Raw genomic sequence first — 14,974 nt, 5'->3', positions numbered from 1 at the left:
TCCTGCCTGCAGACGCACGTTTCGGCTATAAATCGTTCAGTACACCAAACTCTGTGCAGCCTAATACAAATAAGTTACACCCAAAACATCAAATTCCCGAAAAATTTATTAGTGCCGAAACGTGTGTTTTCAGGCAGTTTGTTCCGCTTAACGAATAAATTGACGACTATTCCAAGACCGGGAATAATCGCCAATTTCACGTTAATGCTCACAAACTAACCGCCTGAAAACACACTCTTTAATCTTCATTCAAATTAACCGGCCGCACGAGATAGACTTCCTTGCAAAAGCCCTTCAGCGAGTTATAGACACGCTGTGCCCGGGAGCGTTTCCGGCAGACACCGAAAACGGTTGGCCCAGTACCGCTCATCTGGGCCGCATCGGCACCGAATTTTAATAGTTGTTGTTTAATCTGTAAAATTTCAGGATAGCGTTTTGATGTAATTGGCTCTAACACGTTACCCATGTTGGCAAAGATACTGGTAAAATCCTGCTGCTGAATGCCGGTCAACAATTCGTTAATGTCGAGGTGGCTCTCCAACTGTTCGTAATCAACCTGCCGCAAAATATTGGGGGTTGAAACACTAATTTTAGGTTTTGCCAGCACAATCCACATCGGGGGTAACTTCGGTAAAGGTGTCACGACCTCACCCTTACCCGTAACGTGCGCCGTTTGACTGTAAACACAATATGGCACGTCGGAGTCAATCCGCAGACCAAGCTTCGCTAGCGTTGCCAGGTCTAATCCCAGCGACCACATCCGGTTCAACCCACGCAAAACTGCGGCCGCATCGGACGAACCACCGCCCAAACCAGCTGCTACCGGAATCGCCTTTTTGATGGTTATCCGGACACCGTATTCAACATGACAATGGCGCCTCAAAACACTCACCGCTTGAAAAGCTAAGTTTCGACGATCATTCGGCAAAAAGCCACTATCCGTTATGACTTCGATCCGTTTAGTTGGTAAGGATTCTAGCGTGACATAGTCGGCCAAATCAACCGAAGTCATCACCATATCCCATTCTTTATCACCATTGGAATGTTCAAACAAAGTATCCAAGCCTAGGTTAATCTTAGCCGGTGCCTTTTCCACAATCTGCACGCGTTTCACCCTCTTCCATTACCACAATCATCTGGGTCGCTGTCTTGCTTTTGATACAATTATACTAATATCAAGGCAAAATAAAAAGACCTTGCTGGAGGTCTTGATATTGAGAATTCACGTGACGTATATTAAGCTTCAGTTTCTTCAGTCATATCGTCATCGAAGGCAATTTGCACGTTCTTAGTTAACACATCAGTGTAACTGTAAGAAACCCGTTCAAACGCATTTTCTTGTTGGTCTAAATCCACAACGAACACTGAACGATAGGTTTCCTTTAAGATACCATGGCGTTCGGTCGTTTTCTTACGACCAGCTTGGGCAACGACTTTCATCCGTTGACCAATGCGTGCGTCGAGTTTATCTTTAATTGCAGCTAGTGAAATTGGCATTGAGAATCCTCCTCATGAAAGCTACTATACTAGCTTTTCACAAAAAAGTCAACATTATATCACAAGGTTTTCTAATGTGCAACAGTTTTATATAACGCTATTTATTAAAGTAATTCGGCCTGATGTAGAGCATCCGTCAAGGTGATGAATTCGTCTACTGTCAAGCGTTCAGCCCGGATTTTAGGATCAATTCCAGCTTGATCCAAGGCGGCTTGAATAGCTTCCTTTGTCTCTGGTAATTTGCCAAATAAACTTTGTAAATTATTCCACAAATTCTTCCGTCGATGTGCAAAACCAGCCTTAACTACTTTGAAAAAGGCCGCTTCATCATATGGCACGTGCGTACGTGGTGGCAACGCCGTTAATTTCACAATGGCTGAATCCACATTTGGTACGGGAACGAAAACTTTTCGTGGCACAATCATGGCTAACTCCGCAGCCATCCGGTACTGAACAGCAATCGTCAAGGCACCGTACGCCTTTGTCCCTGGTTCTGCGGCTAAACGATCCGCAACTTCCTTTTGCATCATCACGACGATGTTTTCAAACTTAACGTCACCCGCCAATAAGCTCATTAAGATTGGCGTTGTAATGTAATAAGGTAAGTTAGCGACTAATTTTAATGGTCGGTCGCCGTCTAAGTGTTCGGCAATCATTGCTGGTAAATCTACTTTTAAGATATCTTGGTTAACGATATCAATGTTATCGTAATCAGCTAACGTTTCATCCAAGATGGGTAATAAACGGTCATCGATTTCAAAAGCTAGGACTTTGTGTGCTGAGCGGGCTAAGAACTCCGTCAACGCACCAATCCCAGGGCCAATTTCAATCACATTATCATCCGTCCAGATGTCAGCGGTCGCCACGATGTTGTGAAGGACATTTTGGTCAGTTAGGAAATTTTGGCCTAAGCTCTTCTTTACACGTAAGCCGTACGCATTCATAATCGCCTGGGTGCGGGCAGGGTTTGCAATATCTAAATCTTTACTCATTTGATCTCCTCTGTGGGTAGTTGGTTAACAGCCGCCCAGAAATCAGCGGGCTGAATTTGAAATAGTTGTAGTCTTTTTGGTAGTTGCTTGCCATTAACGTAGCCAATCTTCAGCAATTCGCCTAGCCGTTCACGGCGCTGCCTTGACGCTGGGCCAGCTAATAAACCCGCTCTGATCAGATCACTCTGATTGATCAGTAACTGGGCCTCCTCAACACGTTCGGTGTAGAGATTGGCCAACGCAGCCTGAATGATGGCGGGACTGGCATGTTCAACGCCGAGACTACCGCCAGCTTTAGTGGGTACACCGTCTTTACGTCCCAAAAACGCGTGCTTAACACCAGGCACTTCAGCCGAGATAATCTTACGAATCCGTTCACCAGAAAAATCTGGATCGGTAAAGACGATCACGCCACGACTTGCCTGTAATTGCTTAATATGGGCGATGGTTTCTTTGGAAATAGCTGAACCGTTCGTTTCAAGGGTGTCCGCTTCTACCGCTAAAGCTAAGCGTTTGGTATCATCCTTGCCCTCAACGACGATCACTTCTTTAATCTTCTTCAATCTTAAAAAATTCCTCTGCATTTTGATAAGTTTGTGCCGCAACTGCTTCTGGCGTCATCTCTCGCAATTTCGCCACGGCTTCCACCACGTAACGGGTAAAGCCAGGTTCATTTTGCTTACCACGATATGGTTCTGGTGTGAGATACGGTGCATCCGTTTCAACCAGCAACCGATCAAGCGGCGTCTGTTTGACCGCTTCATGAACATCTTTGGCGTTCTTGAATGAAGCCACGCCACTGTATGAAATGTGCATACCCAGGTCTAAGAAGCGTTTGAGCCACTCAGGATCACCGTTAAAGCTGTGCATCACACCACCAGTATCCCGAATATCAGCGGCCTTCAAGATTTTATACGTATCTTCAAAGGCATCCCGATTGTGAACAGAGATGGGCATCTGCATGTCTTTGGCAATCGCTACTTGGCGCGCAAACACTTGTTGCTGCACGTCCCGTGGCGATGTATCCCAGTGATAGTCCAAACCGATTTCACCTAGCGCAACGACTTTGGGCTTCTGAAGTTGTTCGATCAACAACTGTTCCGCGGCTTTGTCATAATCCTTGGAATCTTCCGGGTGCCAACCGACAATCGCAACTAATTGTGGATACGTTTCAGCTAGCTTGATGGCATCAGCATTGAGCTGCGTGTTCGAGCCAACGATAGCCATTTTGACCACGTCCAAGTCAGCTGCTTGTTGCAAGTAACGTGGTACTTCTTGAATGAATTCTTCACTATTTAAATGGGTATGAGAATCAAAAATCCGCATGTAATATCCCCTTTTCGACTTTTGTTATCTTAGTTGATTTTACCATGCGACGCAAGTTTTCGGAAAACTACAACGCTACTTATTTTTAATATAGCTGAATAATAATCGCCACTGTCACTAAAGTTCATATAAAAAGTCCGGAAACTTGCCCCGGACTTCATCTTATCTATTATTTCATTAACGTTGTCGCCAGTATAGCCAACCATACGTGACACTCATAACGACACACACACCTAACATATAGTATGGCAGCGTCATGATACTGCCGTGATGTAACCAGCTCATCAGGTAAGTTAACACGCTGACCAGCAAGTAGTACCCCAGGCTGAACCAGCCACTGGCACTACCCATCACGCTTTCATAGCCAATCAACGCTCGATTTAAGGCGTTAGGCAACGTGACATTCAGCCCTAAGAAGACGGCAAAAATTCCGACTAATAGGCCAACCACGTGACCACTACTAGCCGCAAGCACTAACCCACAGGCAGCCACACTACTCAACAGTAGCCCCGCTAACGCAATCGTCATCGATGACCAATAATTGACCAACCAATTCACTAATAACGCTCCTAATAGGCTAGCAGCTGCGATTAACAACCCTAAACTGCCATACTGAATGGCAGTAAAACCAAAGTGCGCTTCAAAGATAAACGGCGCTTCGGCGTAATAACTAAACAAGATTCCATTGATTCCACTAATCAGCAAACCGTAGCACCAGACAACTGGATCCATCAGCAGGCGTTTAACAACTAAACGTTGCTGCTGCCAGCTCACGACTTTAACCGTTGCCGGGCGCGTTTCTGGCAAGCGCCAGCCCGCGTATAGCAAGATTGCGATTGCCATCATGATCAGAACAGAGAAGACATTCTGATAACCCCATGCCGTCTGAACACCGCCACCAATCAACGGTCCGAGTGCTGGTGACAGAGCCATCGCCGCACTGACTTTAGCAAATACCTTGGCACCCGTCACACCGCTAAAACTCTCGCGCATAATCGTTTGCGTCACGACTGACCCCGCACTGGCACCAAAAGCCTGAATTAACCGACAGACTAATAGCCAGTTGAAATCTGGACTCAGGTACAAACCGACATTTCCAATCAGATAAGTCACGAGTCCACCGAGCATCGCCAATCGACGACCTTTATAATCGGCATACTGACCCCAGAAGAGCACTCCCACGGCAAAAGCCACGAAGTAACTGCTCATCGTCAGCTGACTGTGACTCGCACTAACGCTTAATGCTCGACTCAAGGCGGGTAAGATGGGTGTGAAGATCGATTCACTGATTTGCGGAAACCCAACTAAGGTAATTAATAATAGTAAGGATGGAACCTGTTTTTGGACGTTTTTCATTTTAATTAAGACTCCTAAATTTAATTAATTTGCGGAAAAACGCCCTTTTCCATCTACGGCTACGCATACTAAGATCTGTTCAAACTTCATATGCCGTCACCTCATTTCTGTTCGGTATACTTTACGGGATTTAGTTCAATTTGTCAAAACAACAAAAAAATCAGACTACCAATTAGCAGTCTGATTTAATCGTTTAGCTTATGAAATTAATGAACCATTAACCATCGTTTCAGGAACGGTGATCAATTGAACTTCACCATCATGTTCCGCAGAAAGCAGCATACCTTGGCTCATCTCGCCACGCATCTTACGTGGTTTCAAGTTACCAACGATAACAACCTTCTTACCGATCAGGTCTTCTGGTTCTGGATACCACTTGGCAATTCCTGATAGAATCTGGCGATGATCAGCATCACCGGCATCTAAACGGAATTGTAATAGCTTATCGGCACCCTTAACCTTTTGAACCGTCACGACTTCGGCCACTTTTAATTCGACCTTATCAAAGTCATCAATGGTCATTTCTGGTTTCGTTAAGTTTAATTCAGTCTTGGCAGGGTCCCAGTCGACTTCAACTTCAGCTTCGTGCTTAGCAGCTTCCATTGCGGCGCGACCCTTTTTCTTATCGGACTTAGTCATCTGGCCCTTTAAGAATTCGATTTCAACTTCCATATCAACCCGTGGGAAGATCGGTGTCCCCTTAGCAACCACTTGAGAACCAGCTGGCAAATCACTGATCTTAAGGTCAGCGATTGCTAACGTATCAACATCCAAACCAAGTTGGGTGAAGATTTCCTTTGGTGCATGGGTCATAACGGGACTGATCAAGCTGGCGATGACGCGTAGACTGGCTGCTAAATGAGCCATGACACTAGCTAACTTGTCAGCATCCGCTGCATCTTCACTCTTAGCTAATTGCCAAGGCGCCGTTTCGTCGATGTACTTGTTGGTCCGACTAACGAGCTTCCAAACTTCACTGACAGCATCGGCTAAGTGTAACGTGTCCATGCTGTTATTGTAGTTAGTGATCGTCGTTGCGGCCGTTGCTTCAAGGTCGGCATCGAATTCGGTAACGTCAGACTTAAAGGTTGGTACCTTACCGCCTTCGTACTTGTTGATCATGGCAACGGTCCGGTTCAACAAGTTCCCCAAGTCGTTAGCGAGATCATAGTTCAAACGTTCCACGAAATCTTCAGGTGTGAAACGACCGTCATTTCCATAAGGCATAGCCTTAACTAGGTAATAACGTAAGGCATCCAAACCATAGTGTTCAACTAAGGTATCAGGATAAATGACGTTCCCCTTAGATTTCGACATCTTGTCATCACGCATCAACAACCAACCGTGACCAAAGATTTGTTTTGGTTGTGGCAAGCCAAGGGCATGTAAGATGATTGGCCAGTAGATGGTATGGAAACGCACGATTTCCTTACCAACCATCTGAACATCAGCTGGCCAGTACTTGTTGAACAAGTCTTCAGAATCGCCAGTTGCGTAACCAAGGGCCGTAATATAATTGGTCAAGGCATCGATCCACACGTAAACAACGTGCTTAGGATCACTCTTGACGGGTACGCCCCAAGTGAAACTCGTCCGTGAAACGGCTAGGTCTTCCAAACCAGGCTTGATGAAATTATTGATCATTTCAGTCATCCGGTTAGCTGGTTCGATGAAGTTAGGGTGGGTCTGGTAGTAATCTAACAACCAGTCAGCGTACTTACTCATCTTGAAGAAATAAGATTGTTCCTTAACGAGTTCAACTTCGTTACCGCTAGGAGCTTTCCCACCGATAACCTTACCGTTGTCATCATGGTAGACTTCAGCTAATTGCGTTTCAGTGAAGTATTCTTCATCATCAACGGAGTACCAGCCTTCGTATTCACCCAAATAGATGTCGCCGTTTTTCAACAAACGATCGAAGATCTCTTGAACGGCATGTTCATGGTAATCATCCGTCGTCCGAATAAACTTGTCGTTAGAGATTTCAAGCAATTCCCAAAGTTCCTTGATCTGCTTAGCCATCCCGTCAACGTAAGTCTTAGGATCAGTGTTGAGCTTTTCAGCTTTTTCTTCGATTTTAAGGCCGTGTTCGTCCGTCCCAGTTAGGAAGAAGACATCGTAACCCATCGCCCGTTTGTAGCGTGCTAACGTGTCACACGCGATCGTGGTGTATGAGTTACCGATATGTAATTTCCCGGAAGGATAGTAGATCGGCGTCGTAATATAATAAGTTGGTTTTGTTTCTGCCATAGCGTAAATTCCTCTCAAACGTTTTTAATATTAAGTCGCCACAATGATGAACAACTCTGAGCTAATACCGAATTAAGATTCAGTTCGAGTCGTCCATAGTGGCGCAATCATCGCCCATGATGAAATCATAAGCGATAAGCTCTCCTAAACTGCGGATGAGCTAATGTGTAAACTCCTCATCATTGTATCATACTTCCCCGCCAGAGCTGGACATGAGATACATAAAAAGCCCTCCCAGTTACCTAAACTCGGTCAAACTGTAAGAGCCTTTAAATAATCGTTACGCAACGATCGATACTTATTCAATATTCAATAAACGCATTTCCTTGATAATAAACTGGAGTGACTGTCCCAGATGTTCACGAATAATCAGGTTAATCTGAACCTCATCATGGTTGACCATCGCCTGATAGATGCGCCAATGCTCTTGTAACGCCAATGCCCGACGTTCTTGCGGCATAATCGAAATATCGCGGAAGTAAACTAAGTAAGTCTGTAATCTAAAAATCGTTCGTACGAGGTGGGGCATATCACAGTGCTGATAAATAAATTGATTAAAATCCGTAAAATAGCTCACAACCGTAGTGTCGGGGGCTTGATTCAAGTCACGCTCCGTTTGTTCTAGTAATTTCCGTAATTCAACAAAGTCGGCGTCCGTCATTCTTGCCATCGCTTTACGGGTAGCAAGCACGTCCAACTCTTTACGAATATCAAAAATTTCATAGGCGTCCTTGATGGTGACACCACGAACGATCGTGCTACTTCCAGGTGTCCGTGTGACCAAGGCTTCCGCAGCTAAACGCTCTAAGGCGTACCGAATCGGCGTTCGACTGACATTGAGTTCTTCAGCAACTTGCTTTTCATTGATGCGCGTTCCAGCCGGAATATCGCCTAAAATAATCGTCTTCCGAAAAGCCGTTAGTACCTGTTCTTTTAACGGCAAATTTTGTGACAAATCCATGTTTTTGGCAACTGCTTGTACCACACTGTCCATACTGATCACTCCCCCTGTTAAGTTTATTATATCAAACCTAGTAAGCGGTACCGTCTAATTTCCAGCCACTGTTACAATAATACTATGCATAAAGACACGTGCGGAAAGACAAATAATTACCTTTTGTCGCATATTTTGACCGTGGCTATCGAGAAAGCGAAATAAGAGTCTGGGTTTGCCCCAAACTCACTCAATCGCATCCTATTAATTAATTTGTAGTTTTATCCGTCGCAAAACTCAACTTGATATTTTGAACGGGCACGTCATAGAAACGATCTTCACGACGTCCCAAGAAGTCACGTCCCTGATCTGGGAACAACCCGTAAATCAGGACGTCCTCCATACTGTGGGCGTAGTCCTTAATGGCATCCTCAAATGCTGGTAATTGGGGTGCAATTCCATCAGCGGGGCGCGTCGTAATTGGTTGTTCGTCTCCAATGATTTTATGAACGATTGCCGGATCAATCGCTACTGGTGGACGACCGTACTGACCGCGCACATAATCCTTAATTTCATTAGGAATCAATTTGTAGCGTTCACCACTCATCACATTCATCAGCGACTGAGTCCCCACCATCTGTGACAACGGCGTCACTAACGGCGGGTAGCCAAGGTCGGCACGAACTTTCGGCACCTCATCTAAGACCTGTTCGTATAGCGCTTCTTGGCCCTGATCCTTTAGCTGGGCAAGCAGGTTCGACAACATCCCGCCCGGAACTTGGTAACGCAACGACTTAGGCTGAACGTCCATCACTTTAGGATTCAAGCCACCGTCATTACGGAAGCGGTCACGAATGGGCGCAAAGTATTCTGCAATCTCTGCAGCTGACGTTGAATCGACTGTCACTTGATAACCGAGGTCTTTTAACGCCACCAGCATCGATTCAGTTGCTGGCTGACTAGTCCCACCGGCAAATGGCGAACTAGCCGTATCAATGATGTCAGCACCCGCTTCAATCGCTTTGATATAAGTCATGTCAGCAATTCCACTCGTTGCGTGAGTATGGATCTCAATCGGAATACTGAGGGTTGCTTTCAGCTCACTGACCAAGTCATAAGCCCGCTGTGGGGTGAGAATTCCGGCCATATCCTTGATACACAACGAGTCGGCACCCATTGTTTCCATCTCTTTAGCCAGTTTTACGTAGTACGGAATCGTGTGAAATTCACTCGTCGTATACGAGATCGTCATCTGCGCATGACCGCCATACTTCTTAGTTGCTGCCAGAGCTGTTCTCAGATTACGAGTGTCATTTAACGCGTCGAACATCCGAATAATATCAATCCCATTTTCCAATGACTTCTGAACGAAGGTTTCAACAACGTCATCGGCATAGTTCTTGTATCCTAGGATATTCTGCCCCCGTAATAACATCTGTAACTTCGTGTTCGGCGCGTGCTTTCTGATCAGCCGCAACCGTTCCCACGGATCTTCGTTCAAATAACGCAGACACGAGTCAAAAGTTGCGCCACCCCAAACTTCTAAGGCGTGGTACCCCGCCTGATCCATCTTGTCTAGGATCGGTAACATATCACTGATCGGCATCCGGGTGGCAATCAAGCTCTGCTGTCCATCTCGCAACACCGTTTCTGTAATTCCAACACTCTGTTTAATCAAACCTCTCGCCACCCTTCCGAAATAATCTCATCTACTACTTGTTGAACCGTCACTAAGTCATGCCGGCGTGAACGACTGCAAATCTTGGCATCGTCACCGCATACTAGACACGTTCGCCGCGCCAGCGCCAGTTGTTGGCGACCAACTTGTTTGGTTTGGCCTTCATGTAAATACATGACGTCTAGGTCACATAATTGACCAAAACGCGTCTGCTGTTCAAAGTCCACTAAATCACGTTTGACCTGAACAGGGGCCTGCGTAACGGCAATATAGAATTCAAAGCCGGTATCACGCTGATAACTGGCCGCATCAACCACATTCGCACCGTATTTATTCATAATACCCTGTGCAATCGCTTGGTACTTAGCTGTTAAATGCGTACCCGTCTTGACCGGCCCAGGAATCCGCGCCGACAACCAGATCAGGGTACTTTGGGGGTTAGTCTTCAAAACTGCTAATTGTCGTTCCGCACGCCAGTCCCTAGTTTCTAACATCATTTCCAAACTGACTTGTGGACCGTCTAAATATCTCAATTGTTCAGACATCTTGCATCACCGCAATCATTCTAAATTCCAACGAGCGTCCTAACTTAATTCGCAGACCCTTCACACGAAGAGCCATTATTCTATTTAACTTCAACGCACTCACCGCAGCCCTTCGCTTAATCCTGTAAAACTTTATATGACTTATTTAACTAACCTATTTTGCTTTTGCTGGAAAGACTTTGAGTAACAACTTGGCTACCAAGTAGATGATGAATAGCACTAAGAAGACGCCACCCATACCAAAGCCCATTAACTCAAACGCCACTTCTAAATTATTTATCATTGTGGGCCTCCTACATAAAGAATGAAAGTAACAATCCACCCGCAATTACTGAGGCAATTTGTCCGGAAACATTAGCCCCAACTGCGTACATCAAGACAAAGTTCTTAGGATCTTCATCGGAAGCCATCTTTTGGATGACCCGACTAGACATTGGAAATGCTGAGATTCCAGCAGCCCCAATCATTGGATTAATCTTCTGCTTACGGAACAAGTTCAGTAATTTGGCAAATAACACCCCACCGATCGAATCCATCGTAAACGCCACTAAACCGAACGCGATGATCATCAACGTTTGTACGTTTAAGAACTGGTCTGCTTGTAATTTAACTGAGATCGTCAATCCAAGGAGAATGCTGACAATATTAACCAACTCATTTTGAGCAGTTGCTGAGAGTCGGTCAAGCACGCCGCATTCACGTAAGAGGTTCCCAAACATCAGGAAACCGACTAGTGGTAATGAGATTGGCGCAATGAATCCGGCTAGAATCGTGACAATGATTGGGAAAAGAATCTTAGTTGTCTTCGAAACATCTTCAGCCTTGTAGGTCATTCTGATCTGGCGTTCCTTCTTAGTCGTCACGGCTTTAATGGCGATCGGTTGAATAATTGGTACTAAGGCCATGTAAGAATAAGCCGCCACGGTAATTGGCCCCAGCAACTTCTGAGCCAACTGGTTCGATACAAAGATCGCTGTTGGACCATCCGCCGCACCGATAATCCCAATCGAAGCTGCTTCTTTAATATCAAAGCCACATAACACCGCAATGATAACTACGAAGAAGATCCCGAATTGAGCCGCCGCGCCAAATAATAGCATAAATGGATTCTGCAACAATGGCCCAAAGTCGATCATGGCTCCGATACCAATGAAGATCAGTAATGGGAATAATTCCGTATTGATCCCGACTTTAAACAGAATATCTAAGACCCCTTCAGCCTTACTTCCACCAACGACTTGGGTCAAAACACCGGTATTCGGAAAGTTAACCAGAATTGCCCCTAAGCCCATTGGAACCAATAACGTTGGTTCATATTCTTTTTTAATTCCTAGATAGATGAGGGCGCCACCAATCAGCATCATAATGATCTGACTAACGGTAATTGACGTTATCCCTTGAATCAACGTGTTCATATCGTTACCCCTCTCAGTTAATTTGAATTAAGGCGTCACCAGCATTGACCGTGTCATTCTTATTCACGAAAATCTGACCGACCGTTCCAGCTTTATTGGCAACGATTTCATTTTCCATCTTCATTGCTTCTAAGACTAACAATGGTTGATTTTCGGTAACCGCATCACCTGGTGCGACTAACATCTTGATAATGGTCCCAGGCATTGGCGCTTTCATTGCTTCTTCAGCATCAGCTGGTGTAGCAGTAGCCTGACTTACAGATTCAGCAACCGGCGTTGGTGCCGTAGCTACTGGTTCTGGTGCAGCAACCGTCTGTGCGACAACCGGGGCAGTCGTTGGAGTTCCACCGATTTCCTCCATTTCAACTAGATACTCTTTGCCATCAATAGTAATTTTAAATTTACGTAACATTAGGACGGGTCCTCTCTCTTTCTAATTGACTTAACCACGTATTCGCCATCACCTAGACTAGTCGCACAGCAGCTTGCGATCATGCTGACCAACTGTGCCTCTGGGTTTTGGACGTACAAGTGTTTAAGAACTAACTGACTATCTGGTTCTGATACCGCCGTAACACTGGCCGCCACTAACGACGGAACGACGTGTTTGCGTGGATCGACTTCCAAATATTGCGGTACGGTGACCCAAGTCTCCTGCGTCGTTGCGGCCGTTGTATCTACCTCAACTTCAACTGGACTAACTTTTGAATCAGAATGATGCCACAAGTGTTGCCAAAAATTGGTCATTCAAGTTCACCTTCCCATCATCATTGTGGAATATAGAATGGCATGTGACCGGTCAATAGAATCGTCACAACGAAGATTGCAAAGATTCCGAGCGCGTATTTGGCCGTTTCCTTTTGCCATGCACCCATATCCAAACCAGTTAAGCGTAATAGTAAGTAAATAAAAGCAACTAACGGGCTTAACAAATGGAAGGCTTGACCCATTAATGAAGCAAGTGCCATCTGCATATTGGTGAAACCATATGCCCGCCCAGCTTGAGCTAAGACTGGTAACACCCCGAAGTAGAAACCATCATTTGATAGGAAGAATGTCCCTGGTGCGGAGATTGCAGCAATTACTAATCCCCAGAAACCAGCCATTTGGTGTGGAATGATCTTGGTAAAGCTTTCAGCTAAAGCAGTTGCCATCCCGGTTCCTTGGAACAGACCCATGAAGACCCCAGCTGCAAAGACTAAGATAACCACTTGCACTGCGTCACCACCGTTAGCTCCGATACGTTTTGACTGGTCCTTCAACTTAGGATAGTTGACCATCAATGCGATACAAGTCCCAACGAGGAACAAGAGCAGTGGTGGCATTGCGATAGCTTTGATGAATGAGCTGGCAACTAACCAAGCAATCAAGACAATTGTTAAGATACCATTGAAAGCAAAGTTCTGCGGCCGGCGAATCTTAGCTGTTTCTGGATCAGTTACTTCGATCATTGCGTCAATTTCTTCACGCGTTAATTCTTTGACGCCTAAACGTTTCCGTTCGCGTTTACCCATCCCACGGGCAACAATGAAGATGACATATAGTAAAGCTAAAATCATCCCTGGAAGGACGTATGCCAAGATACTAGCATCAACATCTAACACGGCCATTGCCCGAGCAGTTGGTCCGCCCCATGGCAGTAAGTTCATGATGGTGTTCTGTAAAATGATCAGAACCCCTAGATCCATCATCCGCATGTTCAACTTCTTGTAGATAGGAATGAAGGCTGAACAACAGATCAAGGTGGTGGTCGTCCCATCACCGTTCAGTGAAACCGCAGCAGCGACAACGGCGGTTGCCATCAGCACTTTCATTGGATCACCCTTGGCGAAATAGATCATGCGTTTTGTGATTGGGTCGAATAACCCCGCATCCAACATGATTGAAAAATATAAAATAGCAAATAATAGCATGATTCCCGTGTTGGCGGTGGTTTTAATCCCCTCTAACACAAAATCCCCAATTGAGCCCTTCTTTGAAACACCTGCAACCATTGCGATGATGCCAAAAACTAGCGGTACTAAGACTAGCGCGGTAAACGGCGACATCTTCTTCTTCATAATGATGAACATAAAGACGATAATCATCGCGTAAGCAATTATTGTGAGTAACATTGGGTTCAGCTCCTTTAAATAGTTAATACCCAAATCATAACGGTATGGAAGCGCTTTTTCTAGTCTGTTTGTGCATAAGCACACAGAAAGAACACGGTTCCAATTAGTAACCCGATGAACCGCTAAATACCGCCTTTAATTCACAGTATCTGTCCGTACCAATTTAATTATTAATACCCGATTTAGCCTTTGAATGCTCATTCATCAACATCTAAATAATTGCACAAAAAAGCACTACTGATGTTCACACAATGAAACTGTGTGAACATCAGTAGTGCTAATAAATATTAAGCTAACATTAACTCACCAATCGCCGAACTTATCATCCTTCAACTGTTGCATTAACTTCTGGTAGTGGTCAGTGCTGATCTCACCTTCAAAGTGCGCACCTTCCAATTTATTAAACCGTTCTGCTAAGTAATATGCCGATAGATACAGCGTTAATTTTTGTTTAACAATCGTTTCCGGATCCAAATCATTCGGAATATTTTGTGACATTACGACCATTTCCGCAAACTTCCGCTTATCCAACGTTAAATTGCCGTCATCCTTGCCTTGATTCGCCATCTAAATGCCCTCCAACTATCGTTCTTTTATAGTTTCAGAGTAGCACAATTACTCAAGACCGCGCCCGATTAAGGTGTTTTTTTACTGTTCTTTTTACCTACGCAAATCTAAAAAAGGAACCATGACCTGTAGCGTATCTCAAACAGGCCATCGTCCCTTACTATATCCGACTAAAAACTGATAGTTAATGATTCACTGAAAATGTTGCTATAACTATGATTGGCAAACTAAGACCAGTCACCACTTTCGCCTCCGGTAGGCAGTACTAACTTAGCTGTGGGGACCGGGTTAAGCCTGAGA

General features: G+C 45.0%; 16 protein-coding genes. All 16 read right to left on the bottom strand.

Translation table 11 applies throughout. The features are described from left to right. Positions 1–238: 238 nt before the first annotated feature. A complete protein-coding gene (ispE, locus tag ACG95_RS07280; protein ID WP_047999897.1) occupies positions 239–1,105 on the bottom strand; it encodes a 4-(cytidine 5'-diphospho)-2-C-methyl-D-erythritol kinase in 867 nt (288 codons plus the stop codon). A 131-nt stretch (positions 1,106–1,236) separates the two neighbouring features. Then, on the bottom strand, positions 1,237–1,497 hold the full coding sequence (locus ACG95_RS07275; protein ID WP_047999896.1) for a Veg family protein: 261 nt from the start codon (positions 1,495–1,497) through the stop codon (positions 1,237–1,239). A gap of 104 nt (positions 1,498–1,601) precedes the next feature. Beyond that, positions 1,602–2,489 (bottom strand): 16S rRNA (adenine(1518)-N(6)/adenine(1519)-N(6))-dimethyltransferase RsmA, encoded by an 888-nt coding sequence (gene rsmA / locus ACG95_RS07270; RefSeq protein ID WP_047999895.1) that lies wholly within the window; start codon positions 2,487–2,489, stop codon positions 1,602–1,604. After that, positions 2,486–3,052: a ribonuclease M5 gene (gene rnmV / locus ACG95_RS07265; protein ID WP_047999894.1), complete on the bottom strand. Its 567-nt coding sequence runs from the start codon at positions 3,050–3,052 to the stop codon at positions 2,486–2,488. The genes rsmA and rnmV overlap by 4 nt, the downstream gene beginning before the upstream one ends. Continuing rightward, positions 3,039–3,815, bottom strand: coding sequence for a TatD family hydrolase (locus tag ACG95_RS07260; RefSeq protein ID WP_047999893.1), 777 nt, complete (start codon positions 3,813–3,815; stop codon positions 3,039–3,041). The genes rnmV and ACG95_RS07260 overlap by 14 nt, the downstream gene beginning before the upstream one ends. Before the next feature lie 177 nt (positions 3,816–3,992). Continuing rightward, complete coding sequence (locus ACG95_RS07255) at positions 3,993–5,171, bottom strand: multidrug effflux MFS transporter (RefSeq protein WP_047999892.1); 1,179 nt, start codon at positions 5,169–5,171, stop codon at positions 3,993–3,995. Positions 5,172–5,369: 198 nt separating this feature from the next. After that, positions 5,370–7,421 carry a methionine--tRNA ligase gene (gene metG, locus ACG95_RS07250; protein WP_047999891.1) on the bottom strand — a complete coding sequence of 684 codons (2,052 nt, stop codon included), beginning with the start codon at positions 7,419–7,421 and terminating at the stop codon, positions 5,370–5,372. A gap of 298 nt (positions 7,422–7,719) precedes the next feature. After that, positions 7,720–8,415 carry a GntR family transcriptional regulator gene (locus ACG95_RS07245; protein WP_047999890.1) on the bottom strand — a complete coding sequence of 232 codons (696 nt, stop codon included), beginning with the start codon at positions 8,413–8,415 and terminating at the stop codon, positions 7,720–7,722. A gap of 208 nt (positions 8,416–8,623) precedes the next feature. Further along, entirely contained in the window at positions 8,624–10,033 is a 1,410-nt protein-coding gene (locus ACG95_RS07240; protein ID WP_047999889.1) for an oxaloacetate decarboxylase subunit alpha, read from the bottom strand. Then, complete coding sequence (gene citX, locus ACG95_RS07235; RefSeq protein WP_047999888.1) at positions 10,030–10,578, bottom strand: citrate lyase holo-[acyl-carrier protein] synthase; 549 nt, start codon at positions 10,576–10,578, stop codon at positions 10,030–10,032. Before citX ends, ACG95_RS07240 begins: the two co-directional genes overlap by 4 nt. Positions 10,579–10,732: 154 nt before the next feature. Beyond that, positions 10,733–10,861: an OadG family protein gene (locus ACG95_RS13990; RefSeq protein WP_053072722.1), complete on the bottom strand. Its 129-nt coding sequence runs from the start codon at positions 10,859–10,861 to the stop codon at positions 10,733–10,735. Between the two features lie 10 nt (positions 10,862–10,871). Next, the gene (locus ACG95_RS07230) at positions 10,872–11,993 is read right to left on the bottom strand and encodes a sodium ion-translocating decarboxylase subunit beta (protein WP_047999887.1); all 1,122 of its coding nucleotides are present in this window, start codon (positions 11,991–11,993) and stop codon (positions 10,872–10,874) included. Positions 11,994–12,006: 13 nt separating this feature from the next. Next, positions 12,007–12,405 (bottom strand): acetyl-CoA carboxylase biotin carboxyl carrier protein subunit, encoded by a 399-nt coding sequence (locus tag ACG95_RS07225; protein ID WP_047999886.1) that lies wholly within the window; start codon positions 12,403–12,405, stop codon positions 12,007–12,009. Further along, positions 12,405–12,740 (bottom strand): hypothetical protein, encoded by a 336-nt coding sequence (locus tag ACG95_RS07220; RefSeq protein WP_082137329.1) that lies wholly within the window; start codon positions 12,738–12,740, stop codon positions 12,405–12,407. The genes ACG95_RS07225 and ACG95_RS07220 overlap by 1 nt, the downstream gene beginning before the upstream one ends. Before the next feature lie 20 nt (positions 12,741–12,760). Further along, positions 12,761–14,107 carry a CitMHS family transporter gene (locus ACG95_RS07215; RefSeq protein WP_047999885.1) on the bottom strand — a complete coding sequence of 449 codons (1,347 nt, stop codon included), beginning with the start codon at positions 14,105–14,107 and terminating at the stop codon, positions 12,761–12,763. Between the two features lie 303 nt (positions 14,108–14,410). After that, positions 14,411–14,674 (bottom strand): hypothetical protein, encoded by a 264-nt coding sequence (locus ACG95_RS07210; protein ID WP_047999884.1) that lies wholly within the window; start codon positions 14,672–14,674, stop codon positions 14,411–14,413. Between the last annotated feature and the right edge of the window lie 300 nt (positions 14,675–14,974).

Source organism: Lactiplantibacillus herbarum (genome assembly GCF_001039045.1).
GTDB lineage: Bacteria > Bacillota > Bacilli > Lactobacillales > Lactobacillaceae > Lactiplantibacillus > Lactiplantibacillus herbarum.
The sequence above is the reverse complement of the archived record's forward strand: the minus strand, read 5'-3'. Positions and strand labels throughout refer to the sequence as shown.

Coding starts and splice junctions, on each gene's coding strand:
- ACG95_RS07275 (WP_047999896.1), bottom strand. CDS start 1,497: ATGCCAATTTCACTAGCTGCAATTAAAGATAAACTCGACGCACGCATT.
- rsmA (WP_047999895.1), bottom strand. CDS start 2,489: ATGAGTAAAGATTTAGATATTGCAAACCCTGCCCGCACCCAGGCGATT.
- ACG95_RS07260 (WP_047999893.1), bottom strand. CDS start 3,815: ATGCGGATTTTTGATTCTCATACCCATTTAAATAGTGAAGAATTCATT.
- ACG95_RS07255 (WP_047999892.1), bottom strand. CDS start 5,171: ATGAAAAACGTCCAAAAACAGGTTCCATCCTTACTATTATTAATTACC.
- metG (WP_047999891.1), bottom strand. CDS start 7,421: ATGGCAGAAACAAAACCAACTTATTATATTACGACGCCGATCTACTAT.
- ACG95_RS07245 (WP_047999890.1), bottom strand. CDS start 8,415: ATGGACAGTGTGGTACAAGCAGTTGCCAAAAACATGGATTTGTCACAA.
- citX (WP_047999888.1), bottom strand. CDS start 10,578: ATGTCTGAACAATTGAGATATTTAGACGGTCCACAAGTCAGTTTGGAA.
- ACG95_RS13990 (WP_053072722.1), bottom strand. CDS start 10,861: ATGATAAATAATTTAGAAGTGGCGTTTGAGTTAATGGGCTTTGGTATG.
- ACG95_RS07230 (WP_047999887.1), bottom strand. CDS start 11,993: ATGAACACGTTGATTCAAGGGATAACGTCAATTACCGTTAGTCAGATC.
- ACG95_RS07225 (WP_047999886.1), bottom strand. CDS start 12,405: ATGTTACGTAAATTTAAAATTACTATTGATGGCAAAGAGTATCTAGTT.
- ACG95_RS07220 (WP_082137329.1), bottom strand. CDS start 12,740: ATGACCAATTTTTGGCAACACTTGTGGCATCATTCTGATTCAAAAGTT.
- ACG95_RS07215 (WP_047999885.1), bottom strand. CDS start 14,107: ATGTTACTCACAATAATTGCTTACGCGATGATTATCGTCTTTATGTTC.
- ACG95_RS07210 (WP_047999884.1), bottom strand. CDS start 14,674: ATGGCGAATCAAGGCAAGGATGACGGCAATTTAACGTTGGATAAGCGG.